15 protein-coding genes and 2 pseudogenes are annotated in these 17,117 nt (G+C 72.1%); 9 read left to right on the forward strand and 8 right to left on the reverse strand.

Annotated features, from left to right (window positions below; translation table 11 throughout):
- Positions 1 to 108 precede the first annotated feature (108 nt).
- Positions 109 to 1,029, forward strand: a complete 921-nt coding sequence (locus ACFWA7_RS24655; RefSeq protein ID WP_385545758.1) for a 1-phosphofructokinase family hexose kinase — start codon at positions 109 to 111, stop codon at positions 1,027 to 1,029.
- Positions 1,030 to 1,116: 87 nt separating this feature from the next.
- On the opposite strand, the gene ACFWA7_RS24660 is transcribed toward ACFWA7_RS24655, so the two are convergent.
- Together ACFWA7_RS24660 and cdgB are read right to left on the reverse strand one after the other, a co-directional pair.
- Positions 1,117 to 2,124: a CBM35 domain-containing protein gene (locus tag ACFWA7_RS24660; RefSeq protein WP_385545761.1), complete on the reverse strand. Its 1,008-nt coding sequence runs from the start codon at positions 2,122 to 2,124 to the stop codon at positions 1,117 to 1,119.
- Between the two features lie 130 nt (positions 2,125 to 2,254).
- Entirely contained in the window at positions 2,255 to 3,925 is a 1,671-nt protein-coding gene (cdgB, locus tag ACFWA7_RS24665) for a diguanylate cyclase CdgB (protein ID WP_385825227.1), read from the reverse strand.
- 557 nt (positions 3,926 to 4,482) lie between these two features.
- Between cdgB and ACFWA7_RS24670 the strand changes: the two genes are divergently transcribed.
- The gene (locus ACFWA7_RS24670; protein ID WP_385545778.1) at positions 4,483 to 4,956 is read left to right on the forward strand and encodes a flavin reductase family protein; all 474 of its coding nucleotides are present in this window, start codon (positions 4,483 to 4,485) and stop codon (positions 4,954 to 4,956) included.
- 591 nt (positions 4,957 to 5,547) lie between these two features.
- Here the strand turns inward: ACFWA7_RS24670 and arfB are convergent.
- Positions 5,548 to 5,982: an alternative ribosome rescue aminoacyl-tRNA hydrolase ArfB gene (gene arfB, locus ACFWA7_RS24675; RefSeq protein WP_385545767.1), complete on the reverse strand. Its 435-nt coding sequence runs from the start codon at positions 5,980 to 5,982 to the stop codon at positions 5,548 to 5,550.
- Between the two features lie 171 nt (positions 5,983 to 6,153).
- On the opposite strand from arfB, the gene ACFWA7_RS24680 reads away from it, so the two are divergent.
- Entirely contained in the window at positions 6,154 to 6,729 is a 576-nt protein-coding gene (locus tag ACFWA7_RS24680; protein WP_371653418.1) for a TerD family protein, read from the forward strand.
- 399 nt (positions 6,730 to 7,128) lie between these two features.
- Positions 7,129 to 8,634, forward strand: a complete 1,506-nt coding sequence (locus tag ACFWA7_RS24685) for a M4 family metallopeptidase (protein ID WP_385825237.1) — start codon at positions 7,129 to 7,131, stop codon at positions 8,632 to 8,634.
- A gap of 19 nt (positions 8,635 to 8,653) precedes the next feature.
- Here the strand turns inward: ACFWA7_RS24685 and ACFWA7_RS24690 are convergent, their stop codons facing one another.
- Positions 8,654 to 10,048 carry a M1 family metallopeptidase gene (locus tag ACFWA7_RS24690; RefSeq protein WP_385825229.1) on the reverse strand — a complete coding sequence of 465 codons (1,395 nt, stop codon included), beginning with the start codon at positions 10,046 to 10,048 and terminating at the stop codon, positions 8,654 to 8,656.
- A gap of 97 nt (positions 10,049 to 10,145) precedes the next feature.
- Positions 10,146 to 10,499, reverse strand: a pseudogene (locus tag ACFWA7_RS24695) (heme-binding protein); the annotation flags it as partial.
- Between ACFWA7_RS24695 and ACFWA7_RS24700 the strand changes: the two are divergent.
- Positions 10,480 to 10,831, forward strand: a pseudogene (locus ACFWA7_RS24700) (response regulator transcription factor); the annotation flags it as partial. The pseudogenes ACFWA7_RS24695 and ACFWA7_RS24700 overlap by 20 nt on opposite strands.
- Before the next feature lie 511 nt (positions 10,832 to 11,342).
- Positions 11,343 to 11,846, forward strand: coding sequence for a hypothetical protein (locus ACFWA7_RS24705; RefSeq protein ID WP_385547565.1), 504 nt, complete (start codon positions 11,343 to 11,345; stop codon positions 11,844 to 11,846).
- A 25-nt stretch (positions 11,847 to 11,871) separates the two neighbouring features.
- Here ACFWA7_RS24705 and ACFWA7_RS24710 read toward each other — a convergent pair whose 3' ends face one another.
- Positions 11,872 to 12,540, reverse strand: coding sequence for a pentapeptide repeat-containing protein (locus tag ACFWA7_RS24710; protein ID WP_385547523.1), 669 nt, complete (start codon positions 12,538 to 12,540; stop codon positions 11,872 to 11,874).
- 111 nt (positions 12,541 to 12,651) lie between these two features.
- Here ACFWA7_RS24710 and ACFWA7_RS24715 point away from each other — a divergent pair, with 111 nt between their 5' ends.
- The gene (locus ACFWA7_RS24715; RefSeq protein ID WP_385547526.1) at positions 12,652 to 13,809 is read left to right on the forward strand and encodes an NAD(P)-binding protein; all 1,158 of its coding nucleotides are present in this window, start codon (positions 12,652 to 12,654) and stop codon (positions 13,807 to 13,809) included.
- A 188-nt stretch (positions 13,810 to 13,997) separates the two neighbouring features.
- On the opposite strand, the gene ACFWA7_RS24720 is transcribed toward ACFWA7_RS24715, so the two are convergent.
- The gene (locus ACFWA7_RS24720) at positions 13,998 to 14,474 is read right to left on the reverse strand and encodes a GNAT family N-acetyltransferase (protein ID WP_385547529.1); all 477 of its coding nucleotides are present in this window, start codon (positions 14,472 to 14,474) and stop codon (positions 13,998 to 14,000) included.
- 299 nt (positions 14,475 to 14,773) lie between these two features.
- Here ACFWA7_RS24720 and ACFWA7_RS24725 point away from each other — a divergent pair, with 299 nt between their 5' ends.
- Positions 14,774 to 15,466: a rhomboid-like protein gene (locus ACFWA7_RS24725; RefSeq protein WP_385825231.1), complete on the forward strand. Its 693-nt coding sequence runs from the start codon at positions 14,774 to 14,776 to the stop codon at positions 15,464 to 15,466.
- Here the strand turns inward: ACFWA7_RS24725 and ACFWA7_RS24730 are convergent.
- A complete protein-coding gene (locus ACFWA7_RS24730; protein ID WP_385825233.1) occupies positions 15,444 to 15,653 on the reverse strand; it encodes a hypothetical protein in 210 nt (69 codons plus the stop codon). The genes ACFWA7_RS24725 and ACFWA7_RS24730 overlap by 23 nt on opposite strands.
- A 38-nt stretch (positions 15,654 to 15,691) precedes the next feature.
- Here ACFWA7_RS24730 and ACFWA7_RS24735 point away from each other — a divergent pair, with 38 nt between their 5' ends.
- Complete coding sequence (locus tag ACFWA7_RS24735) at positions 15,692 to 17,089, forward strand: NAD(P)/FAD-dependent oxidoreductase (protein ID WP_385547538.1); 1,398 nt, start codon at positions 15,692 to 15,694, stop codon at positions 17,087 to 17,089.
- Positions 17,090 to 17,117: the final 28 nt, after the last annotated feature.

The raw sequence follows: 17,117 nt of genomic DNA on the forward strand, positions 1-17,117 counted from the left end.
GACCAGATCCGCCGGACAGGCAGGCCCCGGCACCCTCTGCGGGACGATGGCCGGATTCCGGGACTGGGGGGTCTGGGCCGGCCGGCGTCCATTTGGCATGATCACCTCGTGATCCTGACCGTCACGCTGAACACGGCACTCGACATCACCTACCGGGTCCCCGAGCTCGTCCCGCACGCCAGTCACCGCGTGGACGAGGTCACCGAGCGCCCTGGGGGCAAGGGCCTCAACGTCGCCCGGGTGCTGGCCGCGCTCGGCCACGAGAGCGTCGTCACGGGCTTCGCGGGCGGCCGCACCGGCGCGGTCCTGCGCGAACTGCTCGCCCCGCTCGCGCCCGTCGACGCGCTGGTCCCGGTCGCCGGGACCACCCGTCGTACGATCGCGGTCGTCGACACGGCCACCGGCGACACCACCCAGCTCAACGAGCCGGGCCCGCAGATCACGGCCGCCGAATGGGAGGCGTTCCTCACGGCGTACGAGCCGCTGCTGCGCCAGGCGGACGCGGTGGCACTCTGCGGCAGCCTGCCGCCCGGGGTCCCGGTCGGCGCGTACGCGGACCTCGTACGCCGGGCCCGCGCGGCGCACGTCCCGGTGCTCCTGGACACCAGCGGCGAGCCCCTGCGGCGCGGCCTGGCGGCCCGCCCCGACCTCATCAAGCCCAACATCGACGAACTGGCCCGCCTCACCGGCTCCCGCGAGCCCCTGCGCGCGGCCCGCGACGCCCGCCGCCGGGGCGCGCACACGGTGGTCGCCTCACTGGGCCCCGAGGGCATGGTCGCGATCACCCCGGACGGCACCTGGCAGGCAACCCCACCGGCCCCGGTCCGGGGCAACCCCACGGGCGCGGGCGACTCGGCGGTGGCGGCCCTGCTGTCGTCCCTGGTGGAGGGCCTGCCGTGGCCGGACCGCCTGACACGGGCGGTAGCACTGTCGGCTGCGACGGTGCTGGCGCCGGTGGCGGGGGAATTCGAGGCGGAGGCGTACGAGAGGCTGCTCACGCAGGTACGGGTCAGCAGCGTCCCGGGCTGACCCGCACCCCCTGCCTTTTGCCTTCAGGGGCGCGGGAAACTGCGCGCCCAGCCACGCACGGTCCGCGGACAAACGCCCCAGGGCCGCCTAATACTGCTTCTTCGTCTTACTGATCTCGACCCAGTCGAACACCGCATCACACTGGTTCCCCTGATCACAGGAGAACTTGATGGTGTTCTGCCCGTGCTTGAGCGTGACCTGGGTCCAGGTGGTCTGCCAGTTCTTCTCCAGGTTGGGGTCCGAGGACCCTATGAAGTTCCCCAGCCGGACCGGCTGCGCGTTCGGCTTGCCGTTGACCGTGACCGTGGCGTTCGCTTCCTTCGCCGGGGTGGCGTACCGCACATACAGGTAGTAGCCCCCGGACGACGGCAGGTCGGCCTGCCACGTCAGCGACGCGCCGATCTGGTTGAAGCCGCTGACGTACGCGCCGTCCGTCCCCTGCGCACCCTTGACGTCCTTGGCCAGCACCGCGCTCCCGCCCAGCTTCAGCGTCGCCGCGTCCTGCTTGGGGAGCTCCGCCGCCGGGGCGGACGCCGAGTTGGAAGGCGGGGTCGACGGCTGCTGCGAGGTGCCCGTGGAGCCGCCGCCCGCGGGCTTGCCGGCGTCGTCGTCCTTCTTGCTGTCGTCGTTGCTGAGCAGCGCCACGCCGATGCCGATGACGACCGCCGCGACCACCGCGACCGCGCCGATCAGCAGGCCCTTGGTGTTGGGGCCACGGCTGCCGCGCCCGCCGCCGCCGTCGGCCGGGGGGCCGGGCCGGCTGGGAGCGCCGCCGTAGGTCTCGGGCGCCGCGTACTGGGCGGTGGGCTGGCCGTACTGCTGCTGACCGTACTGCTGCGACTGCTGTCCGTAAGGGGCCTGCGGCGGCTGGCCGTACTGCTGCTGCGGGACCTGCCCGTACTGGCGCTCGCCGACCGTCCGCACCTGGTTGTACGAGGTTCTGGGCACGCCGGGCTGCTGCGGGGTGCTCGGGCCCGGGTAGCCGTAGCCGCCGGAGCGGGGCGGGGTGGCGCCGGAGGCCTGCCCGTCCTCGTACAGATAGCCGAACGGATCGTCGTCCTCGGGCGTGCTCGCGCCGTTGTTGCCGGGCGTCATCCGGGGTCACTCCTCACTGTTCGCCAGCCGTCGCCGACCGGCCGAGCCTACCCCGAACAGCCGACACCATGGCCGCGACCTCGTCCCGGAGCCCGGGAACCGGCCGGGGCGCACGGAATCGGGCGAGGTGTTATCCGGCTCGCCGGTGGACCTTCGCGCGCGACCGCTTCTCGATGTACATCCGCTGGTCGGCGGAGCGCAGGACCTCTTCGACGGACATCCCGCAGCTGGCCCAGCTGATACCGAAACTCGCCCCCACCCGGACCGCCCGGCCGTCCACCCGGATCGGCGGGATGATCGCGTTGCGCAGCCGGACCGCGAGGTCGGCGGCGTCGGCCGCGCCCAGGCCGTCGGCGAGGACCACGAACTCGTCGCCGCCGAGACGGGCGACCGTGTCCCCGTCCCGCACGCCGGTGGTGAGCCGGCGCGCGACCTCGATGAGGACGGCGTCGCCGGTGTTGTGGCCGAACCGGTCGTTGATCGACTTGAAGCCGTCGAGGTCGCAGAAGAGGACCGCGAGGCCCTTGGTGCCGTCGTCGACGTCGCCCTCGGGGGCGACCATGTGCACGTGGTGGTCGAAGGGGCCGCCGCCCGGCACCGGGTCGAAGTCGAAGCCGCCGGGGGCGCAGACCGCGTGTCCCGGGGTCTCGCCGCGCCCGTCGTGCGCCTCGCCGTACGCCGCGTCCAGCGCCTCCACGGCGCTCGCGCCCACCGCGTACGGCCGCTGACAGAGCCGGGCGGAGAGCCGGGCGCGCAGCTCGGCGCTGTTGGGCAGGCCGGTGAGCGAGTCGTGCGAGGCGCGGTGGGCGAGCTGGAGCTCGTGCCGCTTGCGCTCCTCTATGTCTTCGACATGGGTGAGCAGAAAACGGGGACCGTCGGCGGTATCGGCGACGACGGAGTTGCGCAGGGACACCCACACATACGAGCCGTCGCGCCGCCCGAGCCGCAGCTCGGCGCGGCCGCCCTCGGCCGAGGTGCGCAGCAGGAGCCCGATGTCCTCGGGGTGGACGAGGTCCGCGAACGAGTAGCGCCGCATCACGGCGGCGGGCCGGCCGAGCAGCCGGCAGAGCGCGTCATTGGTGCGCAGCAGGCGTCCGTGCTGGTCACCGCCCATTTCGGCGATGGCCATGCCGGACGGCGCGTACTCGAAGGCCTGCCGAAAGCTCTCCTCGCTGGCCCGCAGCGCCTGCTGCTCCCGCTCCAGGCGGACGAGCGCGCGCTGCATGTTTGCGCGAAGCCGGGCGTTGCTGATCGCAATGGCCGACTGCGAGGCGTACATCTGAAGCGCTTCGCGCCCCCACGCGCCGGGGCGCCGCCCGTTGCGCGGCTTGTCGACGGAAATGACGCCGAGGAGCTCCCGCCCGCCGCCCGAGGCGTACATCGGCGCGTAGAGGCGGTCCTGGGGGTGCCACTCGTCCTCGAAGCGCGGCTCGGGCCCTTCGGTGTACCACTGCGGGACGTCGTCCTCCAGGAGCACCCAGCCCTCGGTGTGCGGGATGAACCGCAGGTCGCCCCAGCCCTCACCCATGGTGAGGCGCCGCTCCCAGGAGGCACGGGAGCCGACGCGCCCGGTGATGAGAGCCTCGGCGGCGGCGTTCCCGGCGAAGGCGGCGACTACCAGATCGCCGTCAGGGCGTACGAGATTGACGCAGGCCAGTTCGTAGCCGAGCCCGGCGATGACGCCGTCGGCGACGGTCTGCAGCGTGTCCGCCAGGCTGCGGGCCGTGTTCAGGTCGGTGACCACCTGATGCAGCTGCCGCAGGGTCGCAAGACGGACGTACGGCTCCGACTCGGTCTCCATTGCTCGCTCTCCCCGAGACCTCGACAGCAACTCCAGGATCCTGATTCGGCGCGCTTCTTCTCCGGCTTCCGGCCCGGCTTCTGGCTTCCATGTGGGCGCTTTTTGTGCAGCGTCCCCGTCACTGAATCACAGCGAGCTGCTCACTCGGTACACAGGGTCAACAATTACTGCACTCTGTGACTCAAGTCACACGGGGTGATGACAGGCACCGCACAGAGGGTGGGAGCGCTCCGCGAAATTCCGGAATGCAAACAGGCAGTAATGCCGGTTTTTGGGCCGGGTGGGGGGTGCTCCGGCGAGGGAGTTTGCAGTGCGTCCGGTGTGGCCGGACGGGCCGCGTCGGCGCGGGAAACGGGGCGCGGCCCCGGATGACGGCCCCGCGCCCGCGACCTCCCCCGGTCCTAGGACCGTTCTGGTCCCAGGGCCTGATGTGCGGCGTTGACCCGGAGACTAGCGTTCTGTACGTGTTGCAGACAGACGTTCTCCAAGCTCTCACGTCCCAGCCGTCGCAGACCCCCCATGCTGAGGGGGTGAGCAATGACGAATTCCGCGCCGCGATGTCCCGGCTGGCCGGTGGGGTGGTGCTGGTGACCGCCCACGACGAGGACGCCGGCCCGCGCGGTGAGGACGTCGGCATGACGGCCACGGCATTCCTGTCCGTCTCCATCGACCCGCCCCTGGTCCTGGTGAGCGTACGCAACGGCTCCCGCATGGACGACCTGCTCGCCGAACAGCCCATGTGGGCGGTCTCGGTCCTCTCGGAGAGCCAGCGCCACATCGCGGGCCGCTTCGCGATGAAGGGCCGCATCAGCGACCGCCTGCTCTTCGACGACATCCCCTACAAGACGGGCCCCCTCAGCGGCGCCCCCTTGGTGGGCGGCGCCCTGTCGACCCTGGAATGCCGCACGGAACAACGGGTGGAGGCGGGCGACCACACGCTGGTGATCGCGCGCGTGCTGGGGGTGGACCTGCCGAGTGCGGAGGGGCGGCCGCTGGCGTATTTCCGGGGGCGGTACAGGCAGGTGGGGTGAGGGGCGGAGCCCCTGTCCACCCACCGACCCCGCAGGGAGCCGAGGCGAGGAGAGAGGGGCTTCGCCCCGGCCCCCTGTCGACCCACAGGGCCGGGGCGAAGCCCCGCCCCTAAGGGGCGCGGGGAACTGCGCGACCAGCCGAAGACAGCCCGAAGACGAACGGGGCCCGGGGCGAAGCCCCGAGGGGCGCAGGGGCGAAGCCCCCGCAAAAGGGCCCGGAAAAAGGGCCCGGGGCGAAGCCCCCAGTGACCCACCCACCCATGTCCGGGTACCGGTGGCGCAGCCACACGGCGGGGTGCAGGGGCCGCAGGCCCCGCAAGAGGGTCGGGCCGCAGCCCCCGCAAGGAGGTCGGGCCGCAGCCCCCGCAAGGAGGTCGGGCCGCAGGCCCCGCAAGAGGGTCGGGGCGCAGGCCCCGCAAGAGCGTCGGGCCGCAGCCCCCGCAAGGAGGTCGGGCCGCAGCCCCCGCAAGAGCGTCGGGCCGCAGCCCCCACAAGAGGGTCGGGGCCGCAGCCCCCACAAGGAGGTCGGGGCCGCAGCCCCCACAAGAGGGGCTGGGGGCGCAGCCCCCGCAGGAAGCCCACCGCCTCCCCCTACCAGTCGCGCCCCGTGCGACCCCGCTTCGTCTGCGCCCGCGCCTTCTTCTCCCGCAGCCGCCGCTCATTGATCCCGCGAGGGATCTTCGTCGCCCGCCGAGGCTTCGGCGGCGGCGCGGTGGCCTCCGCGAGCAGCGCCGCGAGCCGAACCGCCGCCGTCTCCCGGTTCCGCCACTGCGACCGGTGCTCCGACGCCCGTACGGTCACGACGCCGCCCACCAGCCGCGACGCGAGCCGCTCCAGCGCCCGCGCCTTCCAGACCTCCGGCAGCGCCTCCGTACGCCCCAGGTCGAACCGGAGCTCCACCTGCGAGTCGCTCGTGTTGACGTGCTGCCCGCCGGGTCCGGAGGACCGCGAGAAACGCCACATGAGCTCGGCCTCCGGAAGGGAGACGGAGCCGCGGATGAAGTAGGGCCCGGACATGCGCTCCATGGTCCCCTGTGCGAGGGGCGACGTCACCCGCTTTTGCGCGCACGTACTGACACAGGCCGGGCAAAGAAAGTAAAGCCAACTGGAACCCGGCATGCCCTGCCGACGTTAGGAGGGGTGACGGTAGCTTCGGGAACGACCGTAGCCCGCACATCACGATGAAAGGGACTTCCCATGGCTGTAAGCCTGTCCAAGGGCGGCAACGTCTCGCTCACCAAGGAGGCCCCGGGCCTGACCGCCGTCACGGTGGGCCTCGGCTGGGACGTCCGCACGACCACCGGCACCGACTTCGACCTCGACGCCTCCGCGATCGCCGTCAACCCGGCGGGCAAGGTCTATTCGGACGCCCACTTCGTCTTCTTCAACAACAAGGCGACCCCGGACCAGACCATCGTCCACACCGGTGACAACGTCACGGGCCAGGGCGAGGGCGACGACGAGCAGATCAACGTCAACCTGGCCGGCCTCCCCGCCGACGTCGACAAGATCGTCTTCCCGGTCTCGATCTACGACGCGGAGAACCGCTCGCAGAACTTCGGCCAGGTCCGCAACGCGTTCATCCGCATCATCAACCAGGCCGGCGGCGCCGAGATCGCCCGCTACGACCTGAGCGAGGACGCCGCCACCGAGACCGCGATGGTCTTCGGCGAGCTGTACCGCAACGGCGCGGAGTGGAAGTTCCGCGCGGTAGGCCAGGGGTACGCCTCGGGCCTGGTCGGCATCGCCCAGGACTTCGGCGTCAACGTCTAAGTCCCCGGCTAAGTCCCCGGCACGCCACCAAGACCCCCCGAAGCCCCCGGCGCACAAGCGCCGGGGGCTTCGGCGCGCCATGCGCCAGCCCGCCCGGCCGCCCTCCGGTTCACGCCAACCCGCCCACCCCGCAGGGCAATTCGCATCGCTTACCGGACACCCCGCACCCCCTGACGGACACATTCCAGTCAAATACTTGTCGGTACCCTGTCAAAAAGTAGTCATCTGCTGGCACGCTCACCCCACGCACCACACGCAGATGCACCCCACGCACCTGCATGGGCACCACCCACTCGCACCACCCCCCACCGCGCACCCCCACCGCGCAACGGATCGAGTGAAGGAGACCCCTCAGTGAGAACTTCCCTGCGTGCCGCCGCTCTTGCCGCTACTGCCGCAATGGTCGTCGTCGGCGTTCAGTCCGGTACCAGTGCCGGCGCCGCCGACCGCGAGGCGGGCGCGAGCGCCCGCGTGCTCGGTGTGGCCGAGCGCGCCGGCGCCGTCCAAGAGGCTCAGGCCGCCGCCCCCGCCGCCGCCCGCCAGATCGGGCTCGGCGCCAAGGAGGCGCTGGTCGTACGCGATGTCGTCAAGGACGTGGACGGCACCGTGCACACGCGGTACGAGCGTACGTACGACGGTCTGCCCGTCCTCGGCGGCGACCTCGTCGTCCACACCAAGAAGGACGGGAGCCTGAAGGGCGTCAGCAAGGGCACCGAGGCCCGTATAGCCGTCGCCACCTCCGGCGTCTCGCTCAAGGGCGCCCCCGCGAACGCCCGCAAGGTCGTCTGGGCCGCCAACGGCACGCCCGTCCTGGCGTACGAGGCCGTCCTCAAGGGGACCCAGCGCGACGGCACCCCCAGCGAGCGCCACGTCATCACCGACGCCACGACCGGGGCCGAGCTCTACTCGTACGAGGCCATCGACACCGGGACCGGCACCAGCGAGTACTCGGGCAAGGTCACCCTCGGGACGTCCAAGTCCGGTACCACGTACAGCCTCACGGACGCCGGACGCGGCGGGCACAAGACGTACGACCTCAAGCACGGCTCCTCAGGCACCGGCACCCTCTTCACCAAGGCCACCGACACCTGGGGCGACGGCACCCCGCAGAACCGCGAGACCGCCGGTGTCGACGCGCACTACGGCGCCGCCGTGACCTGGGACTTCTACAAGGCCGAGCTCAACCGCAACGGCATCGCGGGCAACGGCAAGGCCGCGTACTCCCGCGTCCACTACGGCAACGCGTACGTCAACGCGTTCTGGGACGACAGCTGCTTCTGCATGACGTACGGCGACGGCGCGAACAACCTCAAGCCGCTCACCGCACTCGACGTCGCGGGCCACGAGATGAGCCACGGCCTCACCGCCGCCACCGCCAAGCTGAACTACAGCAAGGAGTCCGGCGGCCTCAACGAGGGCACCAGCGACATCTTCGGCACGTCGGTGGAGTTCTTCGCGAACAACGCCGGCGACCCCGGTGACTACCTCATCGGCGAGAAGATCGACATCCGCGGCAACGGCACCCCGCTGCGCTACATGGACAAGCCGAGCAAGGACGGCCAGTCGGCCGACTACTGGTCGAGCACGGTCGGCAACAAGGACGTGCACTACTCGTCCGGCGTCGCCAACCACTTCTTCTACCTGCTGTCCGAGGGCAGCGGCGCGAAGGTCATCAACGGCGTCAGCTACAACTCCCCGACGTCCGACGGCTCCAAGGTCACCGGCATCGGGCGGACCAAGGCGTACAAGATCTGGTACAAGGCCCTGTCCACGTACATGACGTCGACGACCAACTACGCGAAGGCGCGCACCACGACCCTGCAGGCCGCGGCCGACCTGTACGGGGCGAGCAGCACCGAGTACAAGACGGTGGCGGCCGCCTGGACCGCCGTCAATGTGAAGTAACCGGCCACCGGGCGGTGCTCTACGGGGACTTGGGCTTGCCGTCCCCGTAGAGCCAGGTGTCCCACAGATCCGTCAGGTCCTTGCCGGACTCCTCCTCCACGAACCGGGTGAAGTCCTCGGTGGAGGCGTTCGCGTGCCGGTGCTCCTTCGTCCAGCCCTGCACGATGTCGTAGAACATGTCGTCGCCGACGGCCCGGCGGATCTTGTGGACCACCATCGCACCGCGCTCGTACACCGGCTCGTGCGAGACCTCGGCGGCCGACGGCGGTTCGGCGGGCGGGAACGCCCAGAGCTCGGCGTCGGCCGCCTTGGCGTACGCCTCGTCGAAGTGCGCCTGCGCCGACTCGCCGCCGTGGTCCTCGCTCCAGAGCCACTCCGCGTACGTCGCGAAGCCCTCGTTGAGCCACATGTCCTTCCACCGCTTCGGCGTGACCGAGTCCCCGAACCACTGGTGGGCGAGCTCGTGGACGAGGGTCTCGTTGTCAAGCTGGTCGGCGGGGATCACCGGGCGGTTCTGGGTCTCCAGGGCGTACTCGGCCGAGCCTTCGGGGGCGACGATCACGCCGGTGGAGGAGAAGGGGTACGGCCCGAAGTTCTCCTTCTCCCACTCGACGATCTCCGGGAGCCTGCCGACCACGTCGGCGGTCTTCTTCCGCACGGCAGGGTCGACCGCCGTGTAGACGGGCAGTCCTGACGGTGTCTTGGATTCCTTGGCGACGTCGTACTTGCCGATCGCCACCGTCGCCACATAGCTCGCCATCGGTTCGCCGGTGTGCCAGGTGAAGGTGGTGCGACCGCCCGCCGTGACCTTCGACTTCAGCTCGCCGTTGGAGACCGCCGTGAGCTCCTGGGGCACCGTGATCTTGATGTCGTACGTGGCCTTGTCGCCGGGGTGGTTGTTGGAGGGGAACCACGCCATCGACCCGGCGGGCTCGCCGAGCGCGAGCGCGCCGCCGTCGGCGGTCCGCAGCCAGCCCTCGTGCGAGTCGTCCTGGTCGGTGAGGGTCTTCGGGGTCCCGGAGTAGGCCACGCTCGTACGGAACCGCGCGCCCTTCTCGATCTCGTCCGCCGGGCGCAGGGTCAGCTCGTCGCCCGCCCGGTCGGCGTCCGCGCGCTCGCCCCCGACCGTCGCGGAGTTCACGTCCATCCCCGCGAAGTCGAGGTTGAAGGCGCTGAGGTCGCGGGTGGCGCGGGCGGTGAGGGTGGCGGTGCCGGTGAGGTGGTTGCGGGCCGGGTCGTAGTCGAGCGCGAGGCTGTAGTGCTCGACGTCGTAGCCGCCGTTGCCCAGCTTGGGGAAGAGCCCGTCCCGCACCCCCGCCGCCCCGGGCTTGCCCGCACCGCCGGTGCAGCCGCCGAGGGCGAGCAGGACGGCGCCTGGGAGGGCGAGCCGGCGTATCGCGCTGCGGTGATCCACAGGGCGATCCTACGGGCGGGGCGCGCGGGGGGCTCGGGGATGCGGGGGCGAGGCTGGAAACAGCTACCGCGACAGCCCCGCCGCCCTCGGGCGGACGTTACTTCGTCAGCGCCGCCACGCCCGCCTGCGCGAACTTCTCGTCGAGGTCGCCGCTGGGGGCCCCGGCGACACCGATGCCCGCGATCGGGGCGGCCTGGGCCTGGACGGGCGCGCCGCCCGCGAGGAAGAGGGTGCCGGGGATGTCCTTGAGGTGGGGCGCCTGGGCGAGGCGGCCGGCCAGCACGGACGTGGGGGCGTTCCAGGAGACGGCCGTGTACGCCTTGCGCTCCGCCGACTCGTACGACTGCGGGCCCGCGCCGTCGCCGCGCAGGGTGACCACGGTGTTGCCGTCGCGGTTGACGACGGCGACCGAGACGCGCTGGTTCTCCTGGCGGGCGGCGTCGAGGGTCGTCCTGATGGACCTCCGGCTCGGCCCCGGCATCGACGGGGTCGAGGCGAGTCGAGGCGACGCGGCGGATCGCGGGGACGGGGGTGCGGGTGCTCGTCCTGACCACGTACGACACGGACGCGGACATCACGCGGGCGATCGCCGCCGGGGCGACGGGGTGCCTGCTGAAGGCTGAGCGCCCGGAGGAGCTCTTCGCGGCGATCCGCGCGGCCACCCAGGGCCGCACCGCCCTGTCACCCCGGGGGCTCCGCCCCCGATACCCCCGCCGGGGCTGCGCCCCGGCCCCCGTTCGTCTGCGGGTCGTCTGTGGCTGGTCGCGCAGTTCCCCGCGCCCCTGAAGGAGCGGGAGCTTCGCTCCCTGCCCCCGCTCCTCAAACGCCGGAGGGGCTGGAGGTGCCTGGGCCCCGTTCCTCACCCGCCGGAGGGCCTGAAATGTGCCCGAGCCCCGTTCTGCCTGAAAGGGGCGCGGGGAACTGCGCGCCCAGCCACAGACGGCCCGCAGCCAAACACCGGGCCAAGAAGGGGCGCGCCCAGCCCCCACCGAACCCGCAGACGAACCCCGGGTCTGGGAGGGAAACCCCCAGGAGCCGAGCCCTCCCGACCCCAGCAACGGGCGGGCAGGGTGGGCAAACCCCCGGGGGCCGGGGCGAAGCCCCGCGTGCGACCGCCGGCCCGCCGCCGGACGCCGGGGGCCGGGGCGAAGCCCCGCGTGCGACCGCCGGCCCGCCGCCGGACCAGCCGGGGCACGGGGCCCAGCCTCGTGAAGAGGGGCCCGGGGTGCGGACCGGACCCGGCCACCGGGGGGCTCAGGAACGGGCCCCCGCCCCCGCCATGGGACCATCGAGCGTGCTCGACATCGGCTACTCCCTCTCCAACCGCTTCCCCGACCCCCCACAAACCGACTACCGCCGCGCAGACGTACACGCCCTCCGCCACGACCTCTTCTGCGGAGACGTCTACCTCGCCGACACCAAGGCGGACCGCGAAGTGTCCACAGCCTGGGGATGGGTGCCGGTGCTCGACTTCGCGTGGGCGCTCTGCGACACCGTGGAGGCGCTCGACCGCGACCCACGCGGCAGCCGCGCCTCCCGGAGCCAGTACGCCGAGATCGACTTCACCGAGTCGACCGACCGCATGCTCTTCGAGCGCCGCTTCGGCTGGGTGGACGTCGAGGCCGACTGGATGCCCGGCGACGAGGCCCCGCTCACCTTCAGCCACCGGCTGCTGCGCCGCGAGGCCCGCGACTTCCTGCACGACGTGATCGCCGACCTCAGCGACATGCACGACGACCTCGCCGAGAACCCGGTCATCTGGACCCTCCAGTCCCGCTTCCCGCGTCTGGTGGACTAGGGCAGAGCAGGGCGGAGCGGCCCCCTCACCCCACCACCCGCACCCCCACCTGCGCCGCGAACGCCGGCGCCAGGTCCACCAGCTGGGACGGCGTGATCACCGCCCCCGCCAGGCGGTCCACGCCCCGGGCGATGTCCAGGAGCGCCGCGCCCCGCAGGTCCACGTCCTTCATACGGGCGCCCGTGAAGTCCGCCCCCCGCAGCTCGCAGCCCGCGAACGCCACCCGGTCCAGGCGCGCCGCCGCGAAGTCCGGCTCGGCCAGGACGACGTTCTCGAAGACCACGTCACGTAGATCCGTATCGCGCAGATTGAGGTAGTCGATCTTGCCGCCGCGGATCAGGACCCGCTCCAGGACCGCCCCGTGGAGCTGCACGCCGCCCATGCGTACGTCGTGGATCTCCACATCGCGCAGGGACGCGCGCGACAGGTCCGTGCCCACGCCCCGTACGCCCGAGAGCACCGTGTCGATGAAACGGGTGCCGGGCAGGCGGGTCTCGTCCAGCACGCACCCGTACACCCCGCAGTCCATGAAGCGGGCGCCGGTGCCCTCCTGGCCGGACAGGTCCAGGTTCCGGAACTCCAGGCCGTCGTAGTCGCCCTCCGGTTCCAGTTCCGCCGGTCCGTGTGGTGCCAGCGGGGGCAGCCGCACCTCCGGACGCCGCACTGTCGTCACTTCGCTCGCCCTCTTCGCCATGACTCCATGCTGGACCACGCCACTGACAACCGCCCCACCCCTTCCTGTCACATTCCACCCTCCTTACTCCGTCTCTAACGATGAGTGCCCGTACAGCGACAGGAGAGCGTCATGGACCGGATCACCGTCATCGGCGGCGGCCTCGCCGGGCTCACCGCGGCCATCACCGCAGCCGAGTCCGGCGCTCGGGTGAACCTGTACGAGTCGCATCACACGCTGGGCGGACGCGCGCGTACGGCCGAGGGTCCGTACCTCACCAACGACGGTCCGCACGTGCTCTACAACGGCGGCCCGCACTGGGCCTGGCTCAAACACCGCGGGCTGCTCGGGCAGGCCGTCTCCGTACCGCCGCTCGAAGCCGCCCGGTTCCGCTTCCACTGGGACGGCTCGCTGCGCCACACTCCGCCTCTGGCCCTGCTCAAGCTGGCCCGGCAGAGTCCGGAAACCGCCCCGGTGGACCGTGACTTCGCCTCCTGGGCCGCCGGTGTCGTCGGCCCCAAGGCCGCCCGCGCCGCCGCCAACTACGCCGCCGTCGCGCTCTTCCACCACGACCCGGGCTCGCTCTCCGCCGCGTTCGTCCAGGAGCGGCTGCACCGCGCCGCCGCGCTGCCGCCCGAGGCGCGCTATCCGGTGGGCGGGTGGGGCGCGCTCGTCGACCGGATGGCCACGCGCGCGTGGGAGCTGGGGGTGCACGTGGAGACCACCGCGCGCGTGGACGCGCTCCCCGAGGACCACGGGCCCGTCGTCGTCGCCACCTCCCTCGACGCCGCCCGGCGCCTGCTCGGCGACGACTCGCTGCGCTGGACCAGCGGCCGCACCGCCCTGCTCGACCTGGGGCTCAGTACGCGCCGGGGCGACCCGTTCGTCGTCTCCGACCTGGAGACACCGGGCTGGATCGAACGTTTCACCGCCGCCGGCCGCACCCTCGCCCCGGCCGGACACCAGCTGCTCCAGGCGCAGTTCCCGATCGCCCCGCACGAGTCGAAGGCCGACGGCGTCGCGCGCGGGGAGCGGCTGCTGGACGCCGCGTTCGCGGGCTGGCGCCGGCGGATCGCCTGGCGCCGCGACGCGCTCGCGGCCGGGCGTACGGGGGCGGTCGACCTGCCCGGCACCACCTGGCGCGACCGCCCCGCGGTCGACCGCGGCCACGGCGTGTTCCTCGCGGGCGACCAGGTGGCGGCGCCGGGCGTGCTGTCGGAGGTCGCGTTCACGAGCGGGATAGAGGCGGCGACACTGGCGGTACGAAGCCTGCGGCTGGCCCGGGCTTGACCGCAGGGGAACCTGAGCTCGGAGGCTGACGGCGCGAGGAGAACCTGCCGGAGGACTCCGAGCTGTCGCGGGTCTGCGAGATCCACCATGACCCGGCGGCCACGAAGCGGGTGGCCCGCAAGCGTTACGTATGCGCGCACTGCGACCGAGCCCGCAACGGTCTGCCTCCAGCCGCCGGGTAGGACGGGCTACTCCACCCGCCCCAGCTCCCCCAACGCCCCATCCGCAAGCCGATAAACCGTCCACTCGTCCTGCGGTCGCGCCCCCAGCGACTCGTAGAAGGCGATGGACGGGGCGTTCCAGTTCAGGACGGACCACTCCAGGCGGCCGTAGCCGCGGCTCACGCAGATGCGGGCCAGTTCGGTCAGGAGGGCCTTGCCGTGGCCGCCGCCGCGCTGCTCGGGGCGTACGTACAGGTCCTCCAGGTAGATGCCGTGCACCCCGCGCCAGGTCGAGAAGTTGAGGAACCAGAGCGCGAAGCCCGCGGGCTCGCCGGTGTCGGTCTCGGCGATGTGCGCGTAAGCCGCGGGGTGTTCACCGAACAGCGCCTCGTGCAACTGCTCCTGCGTCGCCCGCGCCTCGTCCGGGCACTTCTCGTACTCGGCCAGCTCGCGGACCATGGCGTGGATGACGGGGACGTCTTCGGGCGTCGCGGTACGAATCATGGCCGCAGGGTAGCCCGGGGGCGGCGGAGCGGTCGCGGGCGTTCCGCTCCCCGGGACGCCCCCCCGGGACGCCCCTCGGGACGCCCCCCGGGCCGCCCCACCAGGAGGCCTCACCAGCCCCGTACCGCCTCGCCACCTCCACCTGCTCCGCCCCAGCGCACCAGGAACTCCTCCGCCCGGCCGGGCAGCGCGGCCACGAAGGCGCGGCCCGCCTCGCCGTTGCTTCTCGTCCGCGTCGCGACCGGCCCGCCGGGATGTCGATCACCCGCCCGACCCTACCCACGTGCGTGAATCGGCCCATGAGCCGATTCCTCCGGACGGGACCGCGCCCGCGCCGCGCGGTGCACGCCGGGCGGCGTTACGTCCGCAGCGCCCCCGGCACGTACTTCTGGCTGGCGGTCCTGTTCGTCACCACCATCGCCCTGCACCACATGTCGCCGGAGTTCGAGGAGGACTTCCTGCGGCAGCGCTCCACCAACATCCATGAGCTGTCCAGCGATCCCGTACGGGTACTCATCACCAGCGCCCTGTGGATCGACGGCGGCCACTGGCTCCCGTACGCCGTCCTCTACTCCGTCTTCCACGCGCAGGCCGAACGCTGGCTCGGCACCCGCCGCTGGCTCGCGGTCGTCGTCCTCGCGCACGTGCTCGCGACCTACTTCAGCGAGGGCGCGCTGCTGTGGGCGGTGCACCACGGCGTCGCCCCGCACTCGGCAGTCAACACCCTGGATGTGGGCGTCAGTTACGCCCTCGCGGGCGTCGTCGGTGTGCTGACCTACCGGATCGCGGCTCCCTGGCGATACGTGTACGCCGCCTGTGTCCTCGTCCTGTACGGGACCCCGCTCCTGACCGGCCGCACCTTCACGGACCTGGGCCACTTCACGTCCGTACTCGTCGGGCTCGCCTGCTACCCGCTCGTACGGGGCCGGGGCGCGCCCTGGAGTCCGGCGGCGGCGGCACGGGAGACCGTCAGGAGATACCGGCGTCCTTGAGCACCTTCGCGAAGGCGTCCGCGTCGAGGCTGGCCGAGCCGACGCCCGGCGGACGCTTGGCGTCGATCAGGACGGTGGGGCTGGACCCGCCGAAGGTCCCCACCCCATAGGGACGAAGGTCCCGCACGGCCCCCGTCCCCGGCTGCGGATTCCGTACCTGCGGATTCCGTACCTGCGGATTCCGCATCTGGACAGGCCTCATCCAGCGGTGTACCAACAAGCCCCATGAGCACGCGCACGATCAACGGCGGCATCTCCTTCTGGTACGCGCAGGACGGCATCCCCGCCCCCCGCGAGCCCCTGACCGGCGACGCGACGGCGGACGTCGTCATCGTCGGCGGCGGCTACACGGGGCTGTGGACCGCGTACTACCTCAAGAAGGCCGTCCCCTTCCTCAACATCACCGTCCTGGAGGCCCGCTTCTGCGGCTACGGCGCCTCCGGCCGCAACGGCGGCTGGCTCTACAACGGCATCGCGGGCCGCGACCGGTACGCGAAGCTGCACGGCCACGAGGCCGCCGTACGCCTCCAACGGGCCATGAACGACACGGTCGACGAGGTCGTGCGGGCCGCCGCCGAGGAGTCGATCGACGCGGACGTCCACCAGGGCGGGGTACTTGAAGTCGCCTATACCCCCGCCCAGTCGGAGCGACTCAAGGCCTTCCACACCACCGAGCTCGCATTCGGCGAGAAGGACCGGCTGCTGCTCGGAGCCCGTGAGACGGCCGCGCGCATCCGGGTCGCCGGGGCCGTCGGCTCCGCCTGGACCCCGCACGGCGCCCGCATCCACCCCGTCAAGCTGGTCAAGGGCCTGGCGGCGGCCGTGGAGGCGCTGGGCGTGACCGTCCACGAGTCGACCCCGGTGACGGAGATCCGCCCCAAGCACGCGGTCACTCCGTACGGCACCGTCCGCGCCCCGTACGTCCTGCGCTGCACCGAGGGGTTCACCGCGTCCCTGAAGGGCCAGCGCCGCGCCTGGCTGCCGATGAACTCGTCCATGATCGCCACCGAGCCGCTGCCGGACGGGCTGTGGGAGACGATCGGCTGGGAGGGCCGCGAGACGCTGGGCGACATGGCGCACGCGTACATGTACGCCCAGCGCACCGCCGACGGCCGGATCGCGCTCGGCGGGCGCGGCGTGCCGTACCGCTTCGGCTCCCGCACCGACAACGACGGCCGTACGCAGCCGGAGACGATCGAGGCCCTGCGCGAGATCCTGCTCCGCTTCTTCCCCCAGCTCGCCGGGGTCGAGGTCACGCACGCCTGGTCGGGGGTGCTCGGGGTGCCGCGCGACTGGTGCGCCACCGTCACCCTGGACCGCTCGACGGGGCTCGGCTGGGCGGGCGGCTATGTCGGCTCGGGCGTGGCCACCGCCAACCTCGCCGCCCGCACCCTGCGCGACCTGGTCCAGCAGGACTCCGGCCAGTCCGGCCCCACCGACCTGACCACGCTCCCCTGGGTCAACCACAAGGTCCGCCGCTGGGAGCCGGAACCTTTCCGCTGGCTGGGCGTACAGGGGATGTACGCGGCGTACCGGGAGGCGGACCGCCGCGAGCTGACCAGGCACGCGGCGCGCACCGACCGCATCGCAGTCCTGGCCGACCGGCTTTCCGGGCGGCACTGAGGGGCCGCCGGGCCGGCCGCGAGGGGGT

The organism is Streptomyces sp. NPDC059994 (genome assembly GCF_042737755.1).
GTDB lineage: Bacteria > Actinomycetota > Actinomycetes > Streptomycetales > Streptomycetaceae > Streptomyces.